Here is a 21,463-nt window from a genome sequence, read left to right as displayed (position 1 = left end):
CCGTGCGGCTCGCCATCCTGATCGGGGTGCTGGTCGCCGCGGTGTTCGCCGCGGTGCTCACCGCCACCGCGGTGACCAAGGTGGTGACCGACCAGCAGCAGGCCGCGGCGGGCGGGATCGCGAACACTTCCTGCGACGCGGCGATCGGCCCGACCCAGCCGGGCCAGCCGGAACAGGGCAGCGCGCAGGCGGCCAAGCTGGACGACGAGCAGCGCGGTACGGTCGCACTGATCATCTCGGTCGGCAAGCAGCGCAGCCTGGCCCCGCGGGCCTGGCAGGTGGCGATCCAGGCCGGGATGACCGAATCCGGCCTGCACAACCTGACCTACGGCGACCGCGACTCGCTGGGCATCTTCCAGATGCGCCCGTCCATGAACTGGGGCAGCGTCGCCCAGGTCACCGACCCGAACTACGCGGTCAACAAGTTCTTCGACGTGCTGCTCGCCGTGCCGGACTGGGAGAACCGGCGACCGGGCGACGCGGCGCAGGCGGTCGAGCGCTCCGGGTTCCCGGATCGCTATCACCGGTGGGAGGCGATGGCGGCCTCGCTGGTGGAGAGCCTCGGCCAGGTGGCCGACGCGGTCGGCTGCGGGCAGGGCACCGGCGCCGCGCTACCGCCGAGCCAGGCCGCCGCGCAGGCGATCAAGTTCGCGCTCGGCGAGCAGGGCAAGCCCTACGTTTGGGGCGCGACCGGCCCGAATTCCTACGACTGCTCGGGCCTGATGCTGCGGGCCTACGAGTCGGCGGGCGTGACCCTGCCGCGCGTGTCCCGGGACCAGTACAAGGCGGGCGCCATGCTGCCGGTCCGCGAGGCGCAGCCCGGTGACCTGGTCTTTCTGGCCAACGACCCGGCCGACCCGGCGACCATCCACCACGTCGCGATGTACCTCGGCGACGGCAAGATCGTCGAGGCGCAGACGACCGGCGTGCCAGTGCACATCCGGCCGTTCTCCTTCGACGAGGCCGAAGTCGTCCCGCAGGCGGTGCGTCCCGGCGTTTAGCATGGACCGCGGGAGGCACCGGCTCCGGCCTCGCGCACACCCCGCGCGCGAGGCAGGATTCACCCGAAGTCGCGGCCTGTCCACGAGCAGGTGGCCGCGCGCTGGCAGAGGATGACACACGTGGCACGGAAATTCGGCAAACGAGGCAAACCCGGCCAGGGCGAGTCCCCGGACCCGGCGGCGCTGTTCGGCGCACCCCAGCCGCAGCGCCAGTCCGCACACCCTGCGTCCAGCACACCGCTGTCCGATTTGCTCGGCCAGGGCTGGCCCGGCGTGGACGAGGGGTACGTGGTGCTGCCGCGCTCGCTGGCCCAGCGCATGTCGCTGCCCTGGCAGCAGCAGATGGCCGCACTGCTCGCGCAGTTCCACACCGAGAACGCCGGCCTCGCCTGGCCGGTCTACCGAGTCGTGCCGTCCCGCTACGAGCGCCTGGAGGACCTGGACGAGGAACAGCTGGCCGAGGCCGGCTACCTGGTGGAGATGGACGCCGAAGGCGGCATGGTCTACCGCGAACGCAGCGGCCGGAAGGTCCAGGACCCGCACAACACGTCGGTCCTGGTGTCCTGCCTCGACCCGATCCGCCGCCCCGAGGCCCATGCGCCCGCCCCGCATCCCGCCCCCGGCCCGCTCGTCGCTCCCGCACCGATGAACATCGGCCCGGCGCCCGTATGGCGAACGGGATCGCACGGGCCGGGCGAGGCCGGGCCACCGCCTGGCCCCGGTAGCGGCCCGCCTCGGGGTGGGGGGCCGGTGTCTGGTGCCGGTCGTGGTCCGGGGGGCGGGTCTGGGGGCGGCGTTGGGCCTGGTGGTGCCGGGTCTGGCGGTGTGGCCGGTGGTGTGCCGGTCGGTGGTGGCGGTGCTGGTGGAGGTGGGCCGGTCGTTGGCGGTGGCGGTGCTGGTGGTGCGCCGGTCGTTGGCGGTGGTGGGGCGCCGGTCGCCGGTGCCGGTGGTGGCGGTGTTGGTGGTGGACCGGTCGTTGGTGTCGGCGGGGTCGGGTCGGTCGTTGGTACTGGGGCCGGTAGCGGCGCTGTGCCTGGTGCGGCGCCAGATCCAGGGCAGGTTTGGAGCGCTGGTGCCGGGCAACGTCGTGATGCCGGTGTGGTGCCGGATCCGGGTACCGGTCGTGATGCCGCGCCTGAGCCGGGGCAGGCATGGGGTGCTGGTGCTGGGCAACGTCCTGACGCCGCAGTGATGCCGGAATCCGTTCGTGGCCATGATCCTGCTGCTGTGCCCGAGCCGGTTCGCGGTCACGATGCTGCGGTGACGCCGGAGCGCGCTCGTGGTCCTGCTGTGCCCGAAGCTGTTCATGGTCGCGACGTCGGTGTGGAGCCCGTTCATGGTCGTGATGCCGCGGTCGTGCCCGAGCCTGCCGGTGACCCTGCGGTGAGGCCTGATCGGGGTCAGGAACCTGTCGTCACATCCGACCCGATCGCGCCCGGCCACGAGCAGACGGCCGAGCCGAGGTACGGTCAGCATCCTCCCGCGGAGGCCGGATCTCCTATCCCGGCGTGGACGCCCGTCCCGGCGAACCCCTTGCCCGCACCGGAACCCGTAGCTGAACACGTGCCCGGCGAAACATCATCGCCCGTAGCCGGTCCCGGCGTTGCAGCCACGCCCGAGGAAGACGAACAACGTCGTGCCCGGCAGTCCTGGCAGCCGGAGCCGTATGTGCACGAGCCTCATCCGCCGAATCCGGACACCGGCTTGCCGTCCTGGGGCTCCGGCGGGAGTTCGCCGCCGGAGCATGCGGCCCGGCCAGTCGATCTCCCCGCACCAGTACCGCCGGAGGTGGGCACGCAGACGCCCGAATCCCAGGCGCCGCCAGAGATTCGTCCTCAACCGGCCTCGGTAACGCTGTCGCCATCGGCACCCGCGGCGTCACCGCCTGGTGCGGTGGAGTCGCTGCAGGGTGGCGCGGGGTTGCCGCCGCAACCGCAGGTTCCGCAGTCGTTTGTGGTTGAGGTGCCTGTGTCATCACGGCCGGAAGTACCGCCTTCGCCGCAGGTTGGGCCGCCGGTGGTTGAGGCGGCGGTGTCGTCGCGGCCGGATGTGGTGCCATTGCCGCGGGGTGGGGTGGGGGAGCCACTGCCGGTGTCTGGTGAGGCGGTGTCGTCGCAGCTGGATGTGGTGCCGTCGCCGCAGGGCGGGGCCGAGTTACCGGTGCACCCGCCGTCGCCGATGCCGTCGCAATCGGAAGGGTCTCAGTCGCTGCAGGCCGAGGTGGGATTGCCTCCGCAGTCGCAGGTTCGGCAATCGTCGGTGGCTGGGGTGCCCGTGCCGTCGCAGCCGCAATTGCCGGTGGCTGGTGAGTCTGTGGCGTCGCAGCCCGGTGTCGTGGAGTCGTCACAGTCGCAGGTTCCGCAATCGTCCGTGGCTGATGTGCCCGTCGTGGCGCAGTCGGATGTGCCTGTGCGGCCGCAGGTTGAGCAGGCGCAGCCATCGGTGGTTGAGGCGCCGGTGTCGTCGCGGCCGGATGTGGTGGAGTCGCCGCAGGGTGGGGCGGAGTGGCCGGTACAACAGCAGCCGCCGGTGGCGCCGCAGTCGGAAGTGCCTCCGCTGCCGCAAGTTCAGCCGGAGTCGCAGGTGCCGCGACCGTCGGTGGTTGAAGTGCCCGTGCCGCCGCAGCAGGTGTCCGGGGGGCAGCCGCCGGTCGGTGGGGTGCCGGAGCTGGGCGGGGGAGTCCTGCCGCAACCGGGATATCCGGCGGACGCGGGGGCGCCTCGTTTCGAGTTGCCGCAGCCGGGGGGTGGGCGGCGTGCGGACGAAAGGTCTGGTGGGCGGTCACTGCCGGTGTTCCCTGGGCAGGAGACCGGGCCGGTCGCGCCGCCTCCGCCGGTGCGGGGTTACCGAGGGGAACCGCCGGTGTTCCCTGGGCGGGAGCCGGTCGTGCCGCCGGTGCCGGATGCCACGCCGGGACCGCGTCCCGCTCCCTCGGACGAGGCCGACACTCCGCCGCGGGGGACGCCACTGCCCTCGTCGCGGGGGTGGTTCGACCAGCACCCCGATCAGCATCCCGGCCGGCAGGACGGCGCGGAGTTCGGGCCGACCGGCGATCCCACCGAAATCCCGTTCCGCTGGCGCAAATGACGAGCCGGAAGCGAGGCTGAAACCATGTCTGACGACCCGAACCCGGACCGCGGCTGGTATTACAACACCCGCACGCACGAGGTGGAGCACCGTGACCGCGGCCGCAGCATCGACCTGCTCGGCCCCTACCCGGACGAGGCCACGGCCCGCCGCGCACTGGACATCGCCCGGGAACGCAACCGCCAGGCCGACGCGGCCGACCGCGAATGGAACGGCGACTGACCCCGACCGTCCACCCGAAGTCTGTGAAGGGGCCCTTCACGGACTCAGAGTCCGTGAAGGGCCCCTTCACAGCTTGCCGGGACCGGCGGCGTGAACCCGCGGCCAGTCACCCCGCCACGTCAAACACCCGCCGTGGCAATCCTCCCGCACCGAGCGAACGGAGCGGAAGAACCGCGCTCAGGAAGCCGCCGCCACCGACGGGTCCAGGACGAAGTCCGGGTCCACCTGAGCCGCGAGGTCGCCGCCGGTGCGGTCGTTGCCCCAGGCGTGGGCGTTGCGGAGATGGAATTCCACGCCCTGGCGCTGGTATCGGGCCCAGTCCCGTGCGGAAGCGTCCACAGTGGACAGCATGCTGGCCAGGGTGTCCAGGTTCGGCTGCTCCAGCTCGCCGATCGGGCGGGTGCGGCCGCGTTCGGCGGCGCGGACGTGGCCGGAGGTGGTCATCCAGCCGAGCAGGGCGTCGCCGAGGGTTTCGGTCAGGAAGTCGACGTCGTCGGTGTCGGTCACCTTGTTGCCGACGGCCACCAGGCGGACGCCGAAGTCGCGGGCGTGGTCGGCGTACTGGCGGTACACGCCGACGCTGCGCAGGGTGGGCTCGCAGACCAGGAAAGTCACGTCGAAACGGGTGAACAGGCCGGAGGCGAACGCGTCCGCACCCGCGGTCATGTCCATCACCACGTACTCGCCCGCGCCGTCGACCAGGTGGTTCAGCAACAGTTCCGCAGCACCGACCTTCGAGTGGTAGCAGGCCACGCCCAGATCGTCCTCGTCGAACCGGCCGGTCACGCCCAGCCGCACCCCGCCGAGCGGGCGGAAGCAGGCGTCGAACACCGGGTTGTCCTCGAACGGCCGCACCAGCCGGGAACCGCGGCCGGGCGGGGTCGTCTTGATCATCGCGTCCGCGGAGGCGATGCGTGGGTTGTCGCCCCGCAGGTAGTCCTTGATCATCGGCATGTGCTCGCCCAGCGTCGGCCAGGCCAGCGCCTGCTCCTCGGTGGCCCCGAGCGCGACCGCGAGGTGCTGGTTGATGTCGGCGTCGATGGCCAGCACCGGTTTGCCCGCGCCGGCCAGGTAGGACACGAACAACGACGAGAGGGTGGTCTTCCCGCTGCCGCCCTTGCCGACGAACGCGATCTTCACGGCGAACCCTTTCCCGAAATGAAGACGGTTTTCATTGCCGTACGTTACACCCGTCCGGCTCGCACCCGAACGGGCGATCACGGCCGTTCGGGCGGATACTGTGTGGTGGTGCCCCCACTCGTGATCCGGACCCACGCGTCGGGAGGGGACTTCGGTCGTCTCCGGGCGGAATTCGCGCTGCCGGAGTCCTTCGGGCCGGATGTGCTCGCCGAGGCCGAGGCGGCGGTGCTCGATCCGCTGGCCGCGGCGGGCGAACGTGAGGACGCCACCGGGCTGCCGTTCGTCACGATCGACCCGCCCGGGTCAAAGGACCTCGATCAGGCGATGCTGCTGGAACGCACGGTGCACGGCTTCCGGGTGCACTACGCGATCGCCGATCTCGCCGTGTTCGTCCCGCCGGGCGGCGCGCTCGATCGCGAGGCACGCCGTCGCGGCCAGACGCTCTACCTGCCGGACGGCAATGTCCCGCTGCATCCGCCGGTGCTCTCCGAGGGGGCGGCGAGCCTGCTGCCCGGCGAGGTGCGCCCGGCCGTGCTGTGGACGATCGACGTCGGCGAGGACGGCGCGCTCGCCGGCACGCGCGTCCGCCGGGCGCTGGTCCGCTCCACTGAGCAGTTCGACTACGAAGGGGTGCAGGCCACGCTCGACGCCGGGTGTCCGCATCCGTCCGTGGCCGCGCTGCCGGAGCTGGGCCGGTTGCGCCGGGAGTGGGCGGTCCGCCGGGGCGCGCTGGAACTGCAGTTGCCGGAGCAGGAAATCACCGGCGACGTGGACGGCGGCTGGGTGCTCGCCCGCCGGCCGCGCACCGCGGTGGACGCCTGGAACGCGGAACTCTCCCTGCTCACCGGGATGGCCGCGGCGCGGATCATGATCGAGGCCGGCGTCGGCGTGCTGCGCACGTTGCCGCCTGCCGAGCCGGATTCGGTGGAGTGGCTGCGCCGTTCCGCCGCGGCGGGCGGGCTGAGCTGGCCGCCGGAGACCACGGTCTCCGAGTTTCTGTCTACTTTGGATCCCGGGCAGCCGGCGTCGATGGCGCTGTACGCCGACACCACGCGGTTGCTGCGCGGCGCCGGTTACACCGTGTTCGACGGTGTGTTACCGGAAGTCGTTGCGCACGCCGGGATCGGCGGTCCGTATGCGCACGTCACAGCGCCGATCCGGCGGCTCGTCGATCGTTTCGCCACGGAGGTCTGTCTCGCGGTGACGGCGGGGCGCGAGGTGCCATCGTGGGTCCGCGAGGCGCTGGCCGAGGTGCCGGCGCAGATGTCCGCTTCGGACGGTCTGGCCGCGCGGGTGGAGCGGGCGTGCATCGACCAGGTCGAGGCGTGGGTGCTGGCCGAGCGCGTCGGGCAGGAGTTCGCGGCGGTGGTGCTGCGGGCCGAAGGGACGAAGGCGGAGATCCTGCTGGAGGATCCTCCGGTGATGGCCAAGTGCACTGGGATGCGGTTTCCGGAAGGGGAGCGCATCACGGTGCGGCTGACCGAAGTGGACGTCGAGCATCGAAAGGTGTCGTTCGAGCGGGTATGAGAAACGCGGAGCTGATCGACGATCTGGGCGAACCGGTGCCGGTCACCGGCGAGCCGCGGCGGGTGGTCTCGCTGGTGCCGTCGCTGACCGAGGCGGTGGAGGTGAGCGTGCCCGGCCGGATCGTGGCGGCCACCGGCTATTGCACGCATCCGTCCACTTTGGAGGTGCCGAGGGTCGGTGGGTCGAAGTACCCGAAGCTGGACCTGGTGCGGGCGCAGCGGCCGGATCTGGTGCTGGCCAACTCCGAGGAGAACCGGCCGGAGGACGTGGCGGAGCTGCGGGCCGACGGGATCCCGGTGTTCGTGATGGCCGCCGCCGGATCCGTGCCCGCCGCGCTGGGCTCGTTGCGGCGGATTCTCACTCAGGCCTTCGGTATCGACGAGCCGGGGTGGCTGGTGACCGCGGAGGATCTCTGGCGGGAGGTCGAGCCGGTCCGGCACCGTGCGGTGATCCCGGTGTGGCGCAAGCCGTGGGTCGTCCTCGGCCGGGACACCTTCGCCGGGGATGTGTTGCGCAGGCTCGGCGTGGAGAACGTCTACTCCGGACACTCGGAGCGCTATCCCCGGCCGTCGCTGGAAGAACTCACCGAGACCGGGGCCGACCTGGTCGTACTGCCCGATGAGCCGTACGAGTTCACCCAGGACGACGGCCCCGGCTTCTTCCCGCGAATGCGCCCGGTACTGCTGTCCGGCCGCTACCTCAGCTGGTACGGGCCGTCTCTTGTGGACGCGTACGCCGCGCTCAGAGCGTCAGTCCGGTGAGCACGGTGACGCGTTCCTCGGTGAAGTCCGCCATCGCCGCGGCCGGGCCTTCCCGGCCGATGCCGGAGTCCTTCACCCCGCCGTACGGCATTTGATCGGCGCGGAAGCTCGGCACGTCGCCGACCAGTACGCCGAGCACGCCGGCGCGGGCCTACTCGATCTGCTGGATCCGCAGGCGGCACAAGCGTTTTCCGAGCACCTGCTCGCTCCACTGAGGACGGGACGGGGCGACCTCGTCGCGTCGCTGCGGTGCTGGCTGGCGCACCACGGGCATGGGGACCTCGCCGCCACGAAGCTCGGCGTGCACCGGCACACGCTGCGCAACCGCGTGACCAAGGCCGCCGAGCTGCTCGGTCGCGACCTGGATGCGCCGGGAGTGCGCGCCGAACTCTGGTTCGCGCTCCGGATCACGTCGTGACGAGCAGCGCGATCGGTGAATCCCCGCACCGCCGCAGGGTCGCGCCGCTGGGGGCGGTGTAAGGCTCGGCGCCCGAGGTCCACCACGCCGGCACGTCGACGTCCCGCACCAGCGAGCCGGTCGCCTGCCGCACGGTGTTGGACACGATCACGCGCCCCTGTGCGTTCAGCAGCGCGGCTTTTCGCCCCAGCGAACGCAACCGGCGGCTCACCGTGCGCTCGAATTCGCGTACGTACACGTCCGCGCCGACGACCCCGGCGAACCCACCTTCGCAGGCGACCGGCACGGTGAAGGTCAGCGTGTACTCGTCTGTGCAGAGGTAGTCCACGTACGGCCCGTTGATGTGCCGCCGGCCGCTGTCGCGCGGCACCGTGAACCAGGATTGCCGGGTGTAGTCCAGGAACTGGGCGCTCTTCGGATCCAGGCTGATGAACAGCTGTTCTGGTTCGGATTCCTCATCGCGAAGCCGGGTCCACCACTCGAATCCGAATTCCTGATCGGTGAGCACCTGCGGTGCGCTCACGAACCCGGCGCCGATCACCAGCCCGCCCAGCGCGTCGGCGATCTGCGGGCGGATCTCGTGCAATGCCTGTGTGGTACGGCTTTCCGGCTCGGTGAGCACGGTCTCGGCGGCGGCCAGCACCGGCTTCAGCCGCGCGAAGATTTCCTCGACCAGGGTGGACACCTGGGTCACGACCTCTTCGCCGGGTGGCGTTCGGGTGTCGGTCACGATGTTCACCTCGTCCGGCAGGGTCCGCGAAGGTTACGGCGTTTCGAGGGACAGATGCAGATCCGCGAGCCGGTCGAGCGCGCTCAGCAGGTGTTCCTCGGTCAGCCTCCGCGCCAGATCGCCGTCGGCTGCGGCGATCGCGGCGACGATGGCCTGATGCTCAGCGTAGGCCGCGCGGCATTGCTCGCCGCCACCGAGGGGTACCCACAGCAGCCAGCCGTGCTCGCCCTGGAGTTGTACCTCCTGGTTGGTCAGCCGCGGGGACTGCGCGGCGGCCGCGATCTCGAGGTGGAACTGCCGTTCGGCCCGGATCGCCTCCGGCCCGGACGCCTCGCGCAGATCCTCGGCGTTCAGCCGCAGCCGGTCGAGATCCTCGGGGGTGCTGCGTTCGGCGGCCAGCTTCGCCGCCGCACCGGCCACCGCGAGGTAGTGGTCGCCGAGATCGCGCAGATCCGCCAGGGACAGCAGGCTCAGCCTGCTCGCCCAGGAACTCGGCGAGGGCCACGCCGGGGTGCGCACGAAGCTGCCGCCGCCCCGGCCGCGCCGGGTCTCCACCAGTCCCTGCTGACGTAGTACGGCGAGGGCTTCCCGCACGGTCACGGTGGCGACCCGGAACCGCGCGGCCAGCTCCACCTCGCTCGGCAGCTGCTCGGCGTCGTCGAGCAGGCCGAGCGTGATGGCGTCGAGCAGCCGGGCCGCGACCGCGTCGGCACGGCCGAGCTGGTCGAGCGGAGCGAACATCGCCAGGCGCGCGCTGTTCGACATCTCCTTGCGCATCGTGGGTTCGCCCCTCTCGTGCATTGGGGTCAATCCTGCCCGAGGACCTTGTCCTATGAAATATGGAGTTATAGGTTTCCGGCTGCCACGGAGAGTCAGGAGACGCACGCGTGCAGGAACTGAAGCATTTCGTCGGCGGCGAGTACCTCTCCTCGCTGTCCGGGAAGGTCGCCGAGATCGTCGACCCGGTGACCGGCCGCCCGTACTGCACCGCGCCGGTGGCCGGGCTCCAGGACGTCGACCGTGCGCTGAAGATCGCCGCCGAAGCCTTCGAGATCTGGCGGGAGACCACGCCGTCCCAGCGTCAGCTCGCGCTGCTGAAGCTCGCCGACGCGGTGGAAGCGCGTGGCGAGGAGATCGTCGGCGTGGAGTCGCGCGACACCGGCAAGCCGCTTTCGCTGACGATGTCGGAAGAACTGCCGATGATCCTCGACCAGCTGCGCTTCTTCGCCGGGGCCGCACGCGTGCTCGAAGGCCGGTCGGCAGGCGAGTACATGGAGGGCCACACCTCGTTCCTGCGGCGCGAGCCGATCGGCGTCTGCGCGCAGGTGACCCCATGGAACTACCCGTTGCTTATGGCGATCTGGAAGATCGCCCCCGCGCTCGCGGCGGGCAACACCGTCGTGCTCAAGCCCTCCGACACCACGCCTGCCGCCACCCTGCTGCTCGCCGAGATCGCCGCTGAGTTCCTGCCCGCGGGCGTGTTCAACGTGCTGTGCGGCGACCGTGACACCGGGCGGGCGCTGGTGGCGCACGAGATCCCGGCCATGGTCTCGATCACCGGCTCCGTGCGTGCCGGGATCGAAGTCGCTGGTTCCGCCGCCCGCGACCTCAAGCGGGTGCACCTGGAGCTGGGCGGCAAAGCACCGGTGCTGGTGTTCGAGGACGCGGACGTCGAGGCGGCCGCCGAAACCATCGCGATGGCCGGGTACTTCAACGCGGGCCAGGATTGCACCGCGGCCACCCGGGTGCTGGTCGCCGACGACGTGCACGACACCTTCGTCGCCGCGCTCGCCCGGCAGGCGGTGGCGACCAAGACCGGCCGGCCGGACGACGAGACGGTCGCCTACGGCCCGCTCAACAACGCCGGTCAGCTCGCCAAGGTCGCCGGGTTCATCGACCGGCTGCCCGGCCACGCGACTGTCCATTGTGGAGGACACCGGGTCGGCGACGAGGGCTACTTCTACGAGGCCACCGTGGTTTCCGGGGTCCGGCAGGACGACGAGATCACCCAGAACGAGGTGTTCGGCCCGGTGATCACCGTGCAGCGCTTCACCGGTGAGGAAGACGCGGTGCGCGCGGCGAACGGGGTGCCCTACGGGCTCGCCTCCTCGGTGTGGACGAAGGATCACCAGCGCGCCATGCGGGTTTCGGCGAAGCTCGACTTCGGCTGCGTCTGGATCAACACGCACATCCCGCTGGTGGCCGAGATGCCGCACGGTGGATTCAAGAAATCCGGTTATGGCAAGGATCTCTCGCTTTACGGCCTGGAGGACTACACCCGCGTCAAGCACGTGATGAGCGCGCTGTAGCCGCAGTGACGACCAGATTCACCGGGAGGCGCGTCATGCCCCACCAAGCCCCCGCCGAGACCCGGCGCCCGGACCGGCGGCCGCCGGACGGGCAGCCGGCGATCCGGCTCACCGGACTGCAGAAGCACTTCGACAAGGTGCGCGCGGTCGACGGGGTCGACCTCGACATCCCGCCCGGCGAGTTCTTCGCGATGCTCGGCCCTTCCGGCTCCGGCAAGACCACCGTGCTGCGGATGATCGCCGGGTTCGAATTGCCCACCGCGGGCACCATCGAACTCGACGGCGAGGACGTCAGCCGGCTCGCCCCCTTCGAACGTGACGTGAACACCGTCTTTCAGGATTACGCGCTCTTCCCGCACATGTCCGTGCAGCAGAACGTGGAATACGGCTTGAAAGTCCGCCGGGTCGCGAAAGCCGAACGGCGGGGGCGCGCCGCGGAAGCATTGCGCACCGTGCGGCTCGGCGACTACGGCGATCGCAAGCCCGCACAGCTTTCCGGCGGTCAGCGTCAGCGCGTCGCCCTTGCCCGGGCGCTGGTGAACCGGCCGAAGGTGCTGCTGCTGGACGAACCCCTCGGCGCGCTGGATCTCAAGCTGCGACAGGCAATGCAGGTCGAACTGAAGCAGATCCAGCGCGAGGTCGGCAGCACTTTCCTGGTCGTCACCCACGATCAGGACGAGGCGCTGACCATGAGCGACCGGATCGCGGTGTTCAACGCGGGCCGGATCGAACAGGTCGGTACGCCGGTGGAGGTCTACGAACGGCCGGCGAGTGCGTTCGTCGCGGGTTTCGTCGGCACCTCCAACTTGTTGAGCGGGAGCGGCGCCGAAGCGGTGCTAGGCCGTCCGGGTGTTTTCAGCATCCGCCCGGAGAAGATTCGCATCGACGATGACCTGGCTTTTCCCGCCGGTTCCGGGGAAATCTCCGCGACCGGGGTGGTCACCGACGTCGTATACGCCGGATCGACCGTGCGTTACGCTGTCGCGCTCGACGCCGGGGGTCAGTTGTCCGTGGTCCGCCAGAACGCCGGTGAACCGGTCCGGTTCGCCGACGGGCGGGTCCGCTTGAGCTGGCGGCGCGAACACAGTTTCCAGGTCCCCGAAGCCGGCTAGTTCTCACGGGAAGGTTTTTCTCCAGATGAAGAACAGGAAGACGCTGTTCGCAGGATTGTGCGGAGTGAGCCTGCTGCTCGCGGCCTGCGGCACGTCGGGTTCCGACTCCGCCGGGTCGGCCCCGGGCGCGCAGGGCTTCACCCCGCCCAAGCTCGCCGCGCTCACCCAGCTCGGCCAGGCGGAAGGGCAGCTGAACGTGCTCGCCTGGCCGGGCTACGCGGAAAACGGCTCGAACGACCCGAAGGTCAACTGGGTCACGCCGTTCGAACAGCAGACCGGCTGCAAGGTGAACGTCAAGCCGTTCGGCACCTCGGACGAAGCGGTGACACTGATGAAGACGGGGCAGTACGACGTTGTCTCCGCCTCCGGCGACGCGTCGCTGCGGCTGGTCGCCTCGGGCGATGTCGAGCCGGTGAACACCGCGCTCGTGCCGAATTACAACGACGTTTACCCGTTCCTCAAGAACAAGTCGTGGAACAGCGTGAACAACGTGGCCTACGGAATCCCGCACGGCTGGGGCGCGAACGTGCTCACCTGGCGCACCGACAAGGTGAGCCCGGAACCGAAGTCGTGGTCGCCGATGTTCGAGCCCACCTCGCCGTTCAAGGGCAAGATCATCGCCTACGACTCGCCGATCTACATCGCCGACGCCGCGGTGTACCTGATGGCGCACCAGCCGGATCTGGGCATCAAGAACCCGTATGCGCTCGACGACAAGCAGTTCGCCGCCGCGGTCGACCTGCTCAAGAAGCAGCGCCCGCAGGTCGAGGAGTACTGGTCGGACTACCTCAAGGAAGCCCAGTCGCTCAAGAGCGCGGACGGGACGATCGGCACCGCCTGGCAGGTGACCGTGAACCTGGCCAAGAGCCAGGGCGTGCCGATCGCGGCCACGGTGCCGAGCGAGGGTGCCACCGGCTGGTCGGACACCTGGATGGTGGCGGCCAAGTCGCAGCACAAGACCTGTGCTTACAAGTGGATGGACTACGTCGTCAGCCCGAAGGTGAACGCGCAGGTCGCCGAATACTTCGGGGAGGCGCCGGCGAATTCCAAGGCGTGCGCGGAGTTCACGGACAAGAGCCTCTGCGGCACCTACCACGCCAACGATGCCGCGTACGCGGCCAAGATCCAGTACTGGACCACGCCGATCCCGCAGTGCCTCGACGGCCGCACGGACATCGAGTGCAAGGACTACGGCGCCTGGACCCGCGCCTGGACCGAGATCAAGGGCTGACACCTCCTCCGGCTCCGTGCCTGGGAAGACCGTGAAGGGGCCCTTCACGGACTCAGAGTCCGTGAAGGGCCCCTTCACAGCCCACGCCCTTCTTGGAAAGCGCAGGCAGATGACCGCTGTGAGCACGCCGAGCGACCGCGTTTCGGCCTACTTCCACCGCAAGCCCCGGCTGCGCCTCGGCCTCCTGCTCGGCGCCCCGATGCTGTGGCTGGGGCTGGCCTACCTCGTCGCGCTCGGCGCACTGTTCGTCACGGCCTTCTGGTCCACCGACGTATTCACCGGCAACGTGGTCACCGACTGGTCGCTGGACAACTTCGTCACGCTGTTCAGCGATTCGGTCTACCACACGATCACCCTGCGCACGGTCGGGATCGCCTTGCTGGTCACGGTGATCGACGCGGTGATCGCGTTCCCGATGGCGTTCGCCATGGCCAAGCTCGCCTCGCCGCGGGCGCAGCGGATCCTGGTGATCGCGGTGATGACCCCGCTGTGGGCGAGCTACCTGGTGAAGGCCTACGCGTGGCGAACCCTGTTGTCCGGCAATGGAGTGCTCAACTGGCTGCTTTCGCCGTTCGGTGGCACCGGCCCCGGCTACGGGATCACCGCCACCGTGATCACCTTGTGCTACTTGTGGTTGCCGTACATGATCCTGCCGATCTACGCCGGGCTCGAACGCCTGCCGGACTCCCTTGTGGACGCTTCCGGCGACCTCGGCGCGCGCTCGCCGCGGACGTTCCGTTCGGTGATTCTGCCGCTGGCCTTCCCGGCCATTGTGGCCGGTTCGATCTTCACGTTCTCGTTGTCGCTCGGCGATTACATCGCGGTGAAGATCGTCGGCGGCACTTCGCAGATGCTCGGCAACGTGGTCTACGACAACATCGGCGCGGCCGGCAACCTGCCCTTCGCCGCGACCGTGGGCCTCGTGCCGGTCGTGATCATGCTCGTCTATCTGGCCGCGGTGCGCCGCACCGGCGCGCTGAACAACCTCTAGGAGACCGCCGTGCGGATGTCGAAGACCGCCCGGGTGCTGCTGTGGACCGCGCTCGGCGCCGGGTTCGCGGTGCTCTACTTCCCGCTGCTGGTGGTCCTGCTGAACTCGGTCAACGCGGACACCACGTTCGGCTGGCCGCCGAAGAGCTTCACCCTGGAATGGTGGGGCCGCGCGGTGACCAGTGAGGGCGCGCTGCACGCGTTGTGGACGAGCGTCCTGGTCGGTCTCGCGGCCACCGCGATCGCGCTCCTGCTCGGCACGATGGCCGCGTTCGCCCTGCAGCGGTACCGGTTCTTCGGGCGGAACTCGGTGTCGCTGCTGATCGTGCTGCCGATCGCACTGCCCGGCATCGTCACCGGGATCGCCCTGAACAACGCGTTCCGCACGATTCTCGGCGTGGATCTGGGTGTGGCCACGGTGATCATCGCGCACGCGACGTTCTGCATCGTGGTGGTGTTCAACAACGTGGTGGCCCGGCTTCGCCGGCTGGGCGGCAACCTGGAAGAGGCCTCGATGGACCTCGGGGCGAACGGTCTCACCACGTTCCGCCTGGTGACCTTCCCGATGCTGCGGTCGGCCCTGCTGGCGGGTGGGCTGCTGGCGTTCGCGCTGTCCTTCGACGAGATCATCGTGACCACGTTCACCCTCGGCAGCGGGATGGAGACCCTGCCGATCTGGATCTACAACAACCTGTTCCGGCCCAACCAGGCGCCGGTGGTCAACGTGGTGGCCGCGGTGCTGATCGTGGTGTCGACCGTGCCGGTCTACCTGGCCCAGCGTCTGTCCGGTGGGGAAAGTGCCAGCGGCGGGCGGATCTGAACGGCCGTCTGCGGCGGGGGCGGGAAAGTCCGGTCGACGCGTTCAGGACCGGGTAATCCTTGGCCGCCGAATTGCGGTTCCGTCGGTGGTGGCGACATAGGACCCGTCAGCTTCCTTGGTTTCTTGTCCGCGTCATCCCACCGCGCCGCGGCCTCTTTCCGAATCGCTCGCACTGAACGGCCAGTAGCTCGCCAGATCGTCGGCGTCGGGACGATTCGCGTCCATCGGCGCGAGTTTGTTCAGCGTGCCGTGGAAACCGCTGTTCTGCGCGGTGAGCGACTGTGCGCTGCGGTCGAGATCGCTCGACGCCTGCTGCGAGGTCTCGATCAATGGGGTGAAACCAGCGCGGCCTTGCCTGCCGCGTCGCCTTCCCGGGAGGCATCCATCTTGCCTTGCCGCCGGGAGATCCGGGTGATCAAATCTTCGTGGGTTTTCTTGGGTGCCTCGGCTGCCTGCTGACCGGCGTCGAGAGAGGAGGTGCTGCCGCGGTAGCGGTGCATCCGGCGTCGACGTCCGCGCCGGTGCAGCCCTCAGGCATCAGCGGCCCCCTTTCTGGAGATACTGGATGACGTAGCCGGCCACCTTCTTGCCCACCGCGCAACTGTCGGCAAACGGGTGTTTGAGGCTGTCAAGGTTGACGGTAATGACATAGGTCAGGTCTTCACGTAAACCGATTGCCATTACGCAAAACCCAGGCGGAGGATTACTTGCATTGTCGTAGACCGCACCAGGATAGCCATCGACAGTAAAGGGCTCGAACTTGGTGAGCCCTCCCATTTTCTGCTGACCGTAAACGCCACTAATTCCGCTGTGACCGGGGTCTTTAGTGGCAAGGGCCCCGCCTACGGATGACGGTCCGTCGTCCGTCGCGAAGCGCCAGCCGCAAGACGGTCCAGTAGCGCCGTCTGGTTGAGGGAACGTGCTCTTGAACGGAGCGCCCAGGCTCGCGACCTGGCCCGCGTTCAACGCGGCGCACGGGTCCTTCTCCAGAGGTGTGGTGTCGAGCGGCCCAGACACTGACGGCGCACCGAATTGGGTTCCGGAGGAGGTAGGCGGAGGTTGGGTCGCAGGGGTCGCGTTGCCCGGCTTGCCGGAGCACCCGCTGAGGAGGACTGCGGCCAGCGCAAACGTGAATGCGGCGGCGTAGCGGCTAGTCATCGTGAGGATGGACGCCTTTCAACTGATCAGCTGCCTGGTGCTCTTGCTTCTGGTAAGTATCCAGGGCCTGTTGGAACGCGTCTCGCTGGCGTTTCAGCTCAGCGACCACACTGTCAAGGTAGTTGTTGTACGACCGACCTGCTGCGTTAGCGTCTTGCACATAAGCGATGCTGGCGACCTCATCGCCCATGGGTACGAAAGACGTCAAGACACGGGCCTGTTGCCGGAGGTCGAGGCTGATCCAGTCCAGAATGTCGTCAATCTCCGTGACGATCTCCTTGAGCAGCTCCGGGGTCAGGCGCTACCCGCCACCTCCGGCGGCCATGGCGTCGTTGGCCTTCGCCTGTGCGGCGGCGGTTTCCTTCGCCACCTGCTCCGGCGTCTTGTCCCGGACGTACTTGTATCCCGGCGCCAGCGGACCCTGCATGTCCGCGGGCAGGTGCCTGACGCGCTCGACACCGTCATCAGTCATGAAAGCCTCCCCAGCTCTCACCGAACAACACGGACGGTATCACGACTGTCTGCACACGGTGGCTACTTCGCCTGGCCTCGTGATCAAGGCGACACGGCGACAAGCTGCCTGGCAGGTCAGGTGAAGCCCTTGAGCCGACCGGTACGACGCCGATTCCTCCTGGCCCATTTCGGCGAGGCGAGCAGCAGGCCGCGGAGAGCCTCCGGCGGCGTTCGTCGAGCTTTGTCACCCGTCGCTGCGTCCGGGGTTTGGAAACGTAAGTTGCAAGGTAGCGAAGGTTCCCTTCACAGACCTCACCGGAAGCCGTCGGTGGCTTCCCGGAGGGCGGCGAGGATTCCCGGATCGCCGCCCGCGTGCCCGGCGCCTTCGACGAGCCGCAGGACCGAGCCCGGCCACGCATGATGCAGCTGGTAGGCGGTGATCGGCGGGCACACCGCGTCATACCGCCCCTGCACCAGCACACCGGGAATCCCGGCCAGCCGTCCGGCGTCGCGAATCAGCTGTCCCTCCTCCAGCCACGCGCCATTCCGGAAGTAGTGCACGGCCAGCCGTGCGAACGGTAACGCGAAGGACGGTTTCGAGTACTGATCCACGAACGCGGGCTGCGGCAGTAGCGCCACGGTCGCGCCTTCCCAGGTGCTCCAGGCGATCGCGGCACGCTCGGCCACCGCACGGTCGGGGGAGTGCAGCAACTCCGCGTACCCCTCGATCGGATCCACGCGCTGCCGTTCGTCGAGCGGAGCCACGAAAGCGTCCCATTCGGCGGGGAACAGATGCGCCGCCCCGCCCCGATACAGCCAGTCCAGTTCACACCGCCGCACGGTGAAGACCCCGCGCAGGACGAGTTCGGTCACCCGGTCCGGATGGGCCTGCGCGTAGGCCAGCGCGAGCGTGGACCCCCAGGACCCACCGAAGCACTGCCACCGCTGGATGCGCAGCCGTTCGCGCAGCAGTTCCAGGTCGGAAACCAAGTGCCACAACGTATTCGTGGCCAGATCCGAGGCAGGGTCGCCGGCGCTGGGTGTGCTGCGCCCGGCCCCGCGCTGGTCGAACAGGACAATCCGGTAGACGGCCGGGTCGAAGTGCTGCCGGGCGGCCGGGGAGATCCCGCTGCCCGGCCCGCCGTGCAGGACCACCACCGGCTTGCCGTCCGGGTTCCCGGCTTCCTGGCAGTAGAGCCGGTGCCCGTCGCCGACCTCCAGCAGCCCGTCGGCACGCACCCGCGTCGCGGGGTAGAGCTCCTCCATACCGGGCATTTTCCCCGATTCGCTCGACGGGGCGTGCACCGGGCAGTAGCGCCCGGATCGGAACGAGTGACGTGCGGAACCGCACCCCCCGCCGTCGCCTTGCCTATGGTTAACCTGCCGCTGGGTAGTTTTCGCAGGAATCTTGAACCCGACGCGTGGAAAGGCCTCGCGAATGTCCGCGGTCAGCTACGTCGAGTCCATTGTGGTGGGCGCGCTGCAAGGGGTGTCGGAATTGTTTCCGGTGTCCAGTCTCGGGCACAGCGTGCTGCTGCCCGCGCTCGTCGGCGGGCGCTGGGCGCAGGACCTGAGCCTCGGCAAGGACTCGCCCTACCTCGCGGTGCTGGTGGCCATGCACGTGGCCACCGCGCTCGCGCTCGTGCTGTTCTTCCGCCGCGACTGGGTGCGCATCATCGGCGGGCTGTGGACCTCCGTGCGCCGCCGCGAGGTGCGCACCGCCGACCAGCGGCTGGCCTGGTTACTGGTGCTGGCCACGATCCCGGTCGGGATCGCCGGCCTGCTGCTGGAGAGCCTGTTGCGGGACGTGCTCGGCAAACCGGTGCCGGTGGCGATCTTCCTCGCCCTCAACGGCGGGGTGCTCTACGCCGCGGAGCGGTTCTCCCGGGCCCGTCCGGCGGCCGCGAAACCCGCCCGGGACGAGGAGACCGTGGACTTCAGCGCCGAAGAGACGCTGGTGATGCGGGCGGTCACGATGGAGGAGGCCACCGACGCGCGGCTGTCGAAGCTGAGCGTGAAGGAGGCCGTGCTCATCGGCTCGGCGCAGATCCTGGCGCTGCTGCCGGGCATCAGCCGGTCCGGGATCACCATGGTCGCCGGGCTTCGGCGCGGGCTGGGGCACGAGGACGCGGCCCGGTTCGCCTGGCTGCTGGCCACCCCGGTGATCCTCGCCGCGGGCGTGCTCAAGATGCCCTCGCTGTTTGCCCCGGAGAACAGTTCCTCGCTCGGCCCGGCGCTGGCCGGCAGCGTGGTCGCGTTCATCGCGTCCTATTTTTCTGTCCGTTTTCTGACGAAATACTTCGAAACGCGCACGTTGACCCCCTTCGCCGTCTACTGCGGCGTCGCCGGAATCGGCAGCTTGCTCGTCTTCACGTTGTGAGGGCTGGCTTCGCGCGCAATTCCCGCGGGTGCACACTGAAACCGTGCCGATGCCCCCGCCACTGAGCGGATCGAGCTTCTTCACGGCCTGGATCCTCGACGTCCCGGCCGTGCTGGTGGTTCTCGTGCTCGGTGCCGGTTACCTGTGCGCGGCACGGCGTCAGGAGTCCTGGCCGCCCGGCCGGACCACGGCGTTCCTCGCCGGGCTGGCGACCCTCCTCGTGGTCACTTGCTCGTTCATCGGGGTGTACGACAGCACGCTGTTCTGGGTCCGCGCGACGCAGAACACCGTGCTGCTGATGGTCACTCCGCTACTACTCGCCCTCGGCGCGCCGGTGACGCTGCTGATGCGCGTCGCTCCGCCGGGTCTCGCCGCAAAACTGTGCAGCTACGGCCGGGGTCCGCTCGCACGGTTCGTGACGTTCCCTCTGATCGTCACCGTGGTGCTGATCGCCCCGTTTCTCGTTCTCTACCTCACGCCGCTGTACGCGCTGACCCTCGATTCCACCGTCGTGGGCGGACTTGTACGGGTGGCCCTCGTGCTCGCGGGGTTCCTCTACTTCTACAGCCGGATACAGCTCGACCCCACGCCACGCGCCGGGGCGCATCTGGTGTCGGTGTGGATCTCGCTCACCGAAGTGATCTTCGACGGCGCGCTCGGCCTGGTGCTCTGGCTCGGCCCGCTGCTCGCGCCCGCGCACTACGACGCGGCGCACCGCGGCTGGGGACCGGATCCGCGCACCGATCAGATCATCGGCGCTGGGGTGCTGTGGATCGGCGGCGACGTGGCCGGGCTGCCGTTTGTCGGCGCGTTGTTCATCCGCTGGGCACGCGACGACGAGAAACGCGCGAAGCAGCTCGACCGGCGGCTCGACGAGGAGGCCGAAGCCGGCGAGGCGCCGGCGAGCGGCTTGTGGTGGGAGAACGACCCGGAGCTGGCGGCTCGGTTCCGCCGCCGATGAGCCCCGGGCCGTTCAAAGGAGTGCACTCAGGTGGAAGGCTCAGTGGAACGCGTGCTCGGGCGCGGGGAACTCGCCCCGCCGGACGTCTTCGGCGAACGCCGTGGCCGCACCCTGCAGCACGCCCGCGAGATCGGCGTAGCGCTTGACGAACCGCGGCGCCTTGCCGCGCCGCAGCCCGGCCATGTCCTGCCAGACCAGCACCTGGGCGTCACAGTCCGGGCCGGCGCCGATGCCGACGGTGGGAATCTTCAGCTCGTGCGTCACGCGCTTGGCGGCCTCGGCCGGCACCATTTCCATCACCACCGCGAACGCCCCGGCCTCCTGCAGGGCCAGCGCGTCGGCGAGCAGCACCTCCGCCGCTTCGCCGCGCCCCTGCACGCGATAGCCACCGAGATTGTGCTCACTCTGTGGGGTGAATCCAATGTGGCCCATCACCGGTACGCCCGCCGAGGTGAGTGCTTCTACGTGCGCGGCGAACCGGCGTCCGCCCTCCAGCTTCACCGCGTGCGCGCGGCCCTCCTTCATGAACCGCACCGACGTGGCCAGCGCCTGTTCCGGCGAGAGCTGGTAGGAGCCGAACGGCAGGTCGGCCACGACAAGCGCGCGCTTGACCGAGCGGGTGACCGAGCGGACGAGCGGCAGCAGTTCGTCCACCGTGACCGGCAGCGAGGTGTCGTAGCCGAACACGTTGTTCGCCGCGGAATCGCCGACCAGCAGCACGGGGATGCCCGCCTCGTCGAAGAGTTCGGCGGTATACATGTCGTAGGCAGTGAGCATCGGCCACGGTTCCCCGCGTTCCTTCAACTCCCGCAGGTGATGGATGCGGACCTTGCGGCCGGTGGTGGGCGCGGCGGCCGGCCCGGTGCCGTACGGAGCGGCGAGTTCGCCGGGGCCACCAGCAGAGGAGAGAGCAGACATCTTTGTCGACCGTCCTTCCCTCGAGGCCTCGATGAGGTCCCCGGGTCGTGGAATCAGTACCGGTTTCAGCCTGACACGGGTGGCAGCGGCGCCCAAGGTCGTGCGACCAGCTTCACATGCCTCGTGATTGGCAACCCGGCGCCGGGCTCCGGCGTCCTTGAGAACGGCGGGCGCACCGACGTCCGCGATGCGGAAGGCGCACCCGCTCCCGAGGTGGATCGGCTGCGCCGCAGAGAAAGGTCTCC

At 69.3% G+C, this 21,463-nt stretch carries 23 protein-coding genes and 2 pseudogenes; 14 read left to right on the top strand and 11 right to left on the bottom strand.

What is annotated here, in order from left to right; genetic code table 11:
* The first annotated feature begins 2 nt into the window (after nucleotides 1-2).
* The 4 genes from ATK36_RS11110 to ATK36_RS11100 all read left to right on the top strand — a co-directional run bounded on the left by ATK36_RS11110 (nucleotide 3) and on the right by ATK36_RS11100 (nucleotide 4,310).
* Nucleotides 3-1,001 (top strand): C40 family peptidase, encoded by a 999-nt coding sequence (locus ATK36_RS11110; RefSeq protein ID WP_098511172.1) that lies wholly within the window; start codon nucleotides 3-5, stop codon nucleotides 999-1,001.
* Between the two features lie 766 nt (nucleotides 1,002-1,767).
* Complete coding sequence (locus tag ATK36_RS32180; RefSeq protein WP_170069692.1) at nucleotides 1,768-2,193, top strand: hypothetical protein; 426 nt, start codon at nucleotides 1,768-1,770, stop codon at nucleotides 2,191-2,193.
* 1,406 nt (nucleotides 2,194-3,599) lie between these two features.
* Nucleotides 3,600-4,088, top strand: coding sequence for a hypothetical protein (locus ATK36_RS32175; protein ID WP_170069691.1), 489 nt, complete (start codon nucleotides 3,600-3,602; stop codon nucleotides 4,086-4,088).
* 24 nt (nucleotides 4,089-4,112) lie between these two features.
* Nucleotides 4,113-4,310: a hypothetical protein gene (locus ATK36_RS11100; protein WP_098511171.1), complete on the top strand. Its 198-nt coding sequence runs from the start codon at nucleotides 4,113-4,115 to the stop codon at nucleotides 4,308-4,310.
* 177 nt (nucleotides 4,311-4,487) lie between these two features.
* Here the strand turns inward: ATK36_RS11100 and ATK36_RS11095 are convergent, their stop codons facing one another.
* Nucleotides 4,488-5,450 carry an ATP-binding protein gene (locus ATK36_RS11095; protein WP_098511170.1) on the bottom strand — a complete coding sequence of 321 codons (963 nt, stop codon included), beginning with the start codon at nucleotides 5,448-5,450 and terminating at the stop codon, nucleotides 4,488-4,490.
* A gap of 120 nt (nucleotides 5,451-5,570) precedes the next feature.
* Between ATK36_RS11095 and ATK36_RS11090 the strand changes: the two genes are divergently transcribed.
* Nucleotides 5,571-6,977 (top strand): RNB domain-containing ribonuclease, encoded by a 1,407-nt coding sequence (locus tag ATK36_RS11090; RefSeq protein WP_098514794.1) that lies wholly within the window; start codon nucleotides 5,571-5,573, stop codon nucleotides 6,975-6,977.
* Nucleotides 6,974-7,738: a helical backbone metal receptor gene (locus tag ATK36_RS31435; protein ID WP_141544421.1), complete on the top strand. Its 765-nt coding sequence runs from the start codon at nucleotides 6,974-6,976 to the stop codon at nucleotides 7,736-7,738. The genes ATK36_RS11090 and ATK36_RS31435 overlap by 4 nt, the downstream gene beginning before the upstream one ends.
* Here ATK36_RS31435 and ATK36_RS31430 read toward each other — a convergent pair.
* A pseudogene (locus ATK36_RS31430) lies at nucleotides 7,719-7,871 on the bottom strand (aldehyde dehydrogenase family protein); the annotation flags it as partial. The gene ATK36_RS31435 and the pseudogene ATK36_RS31430 overlap by 20 nt on opposite strands.
* Between ATK36_RS31430 and ATK36_RS31425 the strand changes: the two are divergent.
* Nucleotides 7,866-8,156: pseudogene (locus ATK36_RS31425) on the top strand (PucR family transcriptional regulator); the annotation flags it as partial. The pseudogenes ATK36_RS31430 and ATK36_RS31425 overlap by 6 nt on opposite strands.
* Here ATK36_RS31425 and ATK36_RS11080 read toward each other — a convergent pair.
* Both ATK36_RS11080 and ATK36_RS11075 read right to left on the bottom strand, forming a co-directional pair.
* Entirely contained in the window at nucleotides 8,146-8,886 is a 741-nt protein-coding gene (locus tag ATK36_RS11080) for a cache domain-containing protein (protein ID WP_098514793.1), read from the bottom strand. The pseudogene ATK36_RS31425 and the gene ATK36_RS11080 overlap by 11 nt on opposite strands.
* A 33-nt stretch (nucleotides 8,887-8,919) precedes the next feature.
* Nucleotides 8,920-9,663, bottom strand: a complete 744-nt coding sequence (locus tag ATK36_RS11075; RefSeq protein WP_098514791.1) for a FadR/GntR family transcriptional regulator — start codon at nucleotides 9,661-9,663, stop codon at nucleotides 8,920-8,922.
* Nucleotides 9,664-9,773: 110 nt separating this feature from the next.
* On the opposite strand from ATK36_RS11075, the gene ATK36_RS11070 reads away from it, so the two are divergent.
* The 5 genes from ATK36_RS11070 to ATK36_RS11050 all read left to right on the top strand — a co-directional run bounded on the left by ATK36_RS11070 (nucleotide 9,774) and on the right by ATK36_RS11050 (nucleotide 15,348).
* Nucleotides 9,774-11,195, top strand: a complete 1,422-nt coding sequence (locus tag ATK36_RS11070) for a gamma-aminobutyraldehyde dehydrogenase (RefSeq protein ID WP_098511169.1) — start codon at nucleotides 9,774-9,776, stop codon at nucleotides 11,193-11,195.
* Between the two features lie 35 nt (nucleotides 11,196-11,230).
* Nucleotides 11,231-12,307: an ABC transporter ATP-binding protein gene (locus tag ATK36_RS11065; protein ID WP_098511168.1), complete on the top strand. Its 1,077-nt coding sequence runs from the start codon at nucleotides 11,231-11,233 to the stop codon at nucleotides 12,305-12,307.
* Between the two features lie 25 nt (nucleotides 12,308-12,332).
* Nucleotides 12,333-13,538, top strand: coding sequence for an ABC transporter substrate-binding protein (locus ATK36_RS11060; protein ID WP_098511167.1), 1,206 nt, complete (start codon nucleotides 12,333-12,335; stop codon nucleotides 13,536-13,538).
* Nucleotides 13,539-13,647: 109 nt separating this feature from the next.
* Entirely contained in the window at nucleotides 13,648-14,529 is an 882-nt protein-coding gene (locus ATK36_RS11055) for an ABC transporter permease (protein ID WP_098511166.1), read from the top strand.
* Between the two features lie 15 nt (nucleotides 14,530-14,544).
* Nucleotides 14,545-15,348 (top strand): ABC transporter permease, encoded by an 804-nt coding sequence (locus ATK36_RS11050; RefSeq protein ID WP_387000299.1) that lies wholly within the window; start codon nucleotides 14,545-14,547, stop codon nucleotides 15,346-15,348.
* A gap of 132 nt (nucleotides 15,349-15,480) precedes the next feature.
* On the opposite strand, the gene ATK36_RS11045 is transcribed toward ATK36_RS11050, so the two are convergent.
* The 6 genes from ATK36_RS11045 to pip all read right to left on the bottom strand — a co-directional run bounded on the left by ATK36_RS11045 (nucleotide 15,481) and on the right by pip (nucleotide 18,225).
* Entirely contained in the window at nucleotides 15,481-15,678 is a 198-nt protein-coding gene (locus tag ATK36_RS11045; RefSeq protein WP_098511165.1) for a hypothetical protein, read from the bottom strand.
* Nucleotides 15,675-15,848 (bottom strand): hypothetical protein, encoded by a 174-nt coding sequence (locus ATK36_RS32170; protein WP_170069689.1) that lies wholly within the window; start codon nucleotides 15,846-15,848, stop codon nucleotides 15,675-15,677. The genes ATK36_RS11045 and ATK36_RS32170 overlap by 4 nt, the downstream gene beginning before the upstream one ends.
* Nucleotides 15,849-15,885: 37 nt before the next feature.
* The gene (locus ATK36_RS11040) at nucleotides 15,886-16,506 is read right to left on the bottom strand and encodes a DUF3558 domain-containing protein (protein WP_098511164.1); all 621 of its coding nucleotides are present in this window, start codon (nucleotides 16,504-16,506) and stop codon (nucleotides 15,886-15,888) included.
* Nucleotides 16,499-16,792 (bottom strand): hypothetical protein, encoded by a 294-nt coding sequence (locus tag ATK36_RS34645; RefSeq protein WP_387000296.1) that lies wholly within the window; start codon nucleotides 16,790-16,792, stop codon nucleotides 16,499-16,501. Before ATK36_RS34645 ends, ATK36_RS11040 begins: the two co-directional genes overlap by 8 nt.
* 15 nt (nucleotides 16,793-16,807) lie before the next feature.
* Nucleotides 16,808-16,978, bottom strand: a complete 171-nt coding sequence (locus ATK36_RS32165) for a hypothetical protein (protein ID WP_170069688.1) — start codon at nucleotides 16,976-16,978, stop codon at nucleotides 16,808-16,810.
* A 293-nt stretch (nucleotides 16,979-17,271) separates the two neighbouring features.
* Nucleotides 17,272-18,225 (bottom strand): prolyl aminopeptidase, encoded by a 954-nt coding sequence (gene pip / locus ATK36_RS11030; protein WP_098511162.1) that lies wholly within the window; start codon nucleotides 18,223-18,225, stop codon nucleotides 17,272-17,274.
* 172 nt (nucleotides 18,226-18,397) lie between these two features.
* Between pip and ATK36_RS11025 the strand changes: the two genes are divergently transcribed.
* Nucleotides 18,398-19,339, top strand: a complete 942-nt coding sequence (locus tag ATK36_RS11025) for an undecaprenyl-diphosphate phosphatase (RefSeq protein WP_098511161.1) — start codon at nucleotides 18,398-18,400, stop codon at nucleotides 19,337-19,339.
* Between the two features lie 49 nt (nucleotides 19,340-19,388).
* On the top strand, nucleotides 19,389-20,300 hold the full coding sequence (locus ATK36_RS11020) for a cytochrome c oxidase assembly protein (RefSeq protein ID WP_098514789.1): 912 nt from the start codon (nucleotides 19,389-19,391) through the stop codon (nucleotides 20,298-20,300).
* 39 nt (nucleotides 20,301-20,339) lie between these two features.
* Here ATK36_RS11020 and panB read toward each other — a convergent pair whose 3' ends face one another.
* A complete protein-coding gene (gene panB, locus ATK36_RS11015; RefSeq protein ID WP_098511160.1) occupies nucleotides 20,340-21,218 on the bottom strand; it encodes a 3-methyl-2-oxobutanoate hydroxymethyltransferase in 879 nt (292 codons plus the stop codon).
* Nucleotides 21,219-21,463 lie beyond the last annotated feature (245 nt).

The organism is Amycolatopsis sulphurea (genome assembly GCF_002564045.1).
Classification (GTDB): Bacteria; Actinomycetota; Actinomycetes; order Mycobacteriales; family Pseudonocardiaceae; genus Amycolatopsis; species Amycolatopsis sulphurea.
The sequence above is the reverse complement of the archived record's forward strand: the minus strand, read 5'-3'. Positions and strand labels throughout refer to the sequence as shown.